Origin of the sequence: Micromonospora sp. AB353, from assembly GCF_049538395.1 — a bacterium.
Classification (GTDB): domain Bacteria; phylum Actinomycetota; class Actinomycetes; order Mycobacteriales; family Micromonosporaceae; genus Micromonospora; species Micromonospora aurantiaca.
The window spans coordinates 1-884 of the sequence record NZ_JBMVFV010000185.1 but is presented as its reverse complement, the minus strand read 5'-3'; the positions used below and the strand labels follow the sequence as shown (position 1 = coordinate 884).

The 884-nt window shown below is 65.7% G+C and carries 1 protein-coding gene; it reads left to right on the top strand.

Annotated features, from left to right (window positions below; genetic code table 11):
• Window positions 1–884, top strand: an 884-nt coding sequence (locus ACPCK6_RS29600) for a non-reducing end alpha-L-arabinofuranosidase family hydrolase (RefSeq protein ID WP_423482858.1), incomplete at both ends; no start/stop codon positions are given.

The window sequence follows — 884 nt, the reverse complement described above, 5'->3', positions numbered from 1 at the left end:
ACGTGCAACCTGCCGTCGTCGTACCGGTGGTCGTCGACCGGTGCTCTGGCGCAGCCGCGCTCGGGCTGGGTGTCGTTGAAGGACTTCACCGTGGTGCCGTACAACGGGCAGCACCTGGTCTACGCCACCACCCACGACACCGGCACGTCGTGGGGGTCGATGAACTTCGGCCTGTTCTCGAACTGGTCGCAGATGGCGTCGGCGTCGCAGAACGCGATGTCCTCGGGCACCGTGGCGCCGACCCTGTTCTACTTCGCGCCGCGCAACATCTGGGTCCTCGCATACCAGTGGGGACCGACCGCGTTCTCCTACCGCACCTCGACGAACCCGACGAACCCGAACGGCTGGTCGGCGGCGCAGCCGCTGTTCACCGGCAGCATCTCCGGCTCCGGCACCGGCCCGATCGACCAGACCCTGATCGCCGACGACCAGAACATGTACCTGTTCTTCGCCGGTGACAACGGCAAGATCTACCGCTCCAGCATGCCGATCGGGAACTTCCCCGGCAGCTTCGGCTCCAACTACACCACCATCATGAGCGATTCGACGAACAACCTGTTCGAAGCCGTGCAGGTCTACAAACTCCAAGGCCAGACCCGCTACCTCATGATCGTCGAAGCCATCGGCTCCCAGGGCCGCTACTTCCGCTCCTTCACCGCCACCAGCCTGAACGGCTCCTGGACCCCGCAGGCCGCCACCGAGTCCAACCCGTTCGCCGGCAAGGCCAACAGCGGCGCCACCTGGACCAACGACATCAGCCACGGCGAACTCATCCGCACCACCGCCGACCAGACCTTCACCGTCGACCCCTGCAACCTCCAACTGCTCTACCAAGGCCGCTCCCCCAACTCCGGCGGCGACTACGGCCTCCTGCCCTACCGACC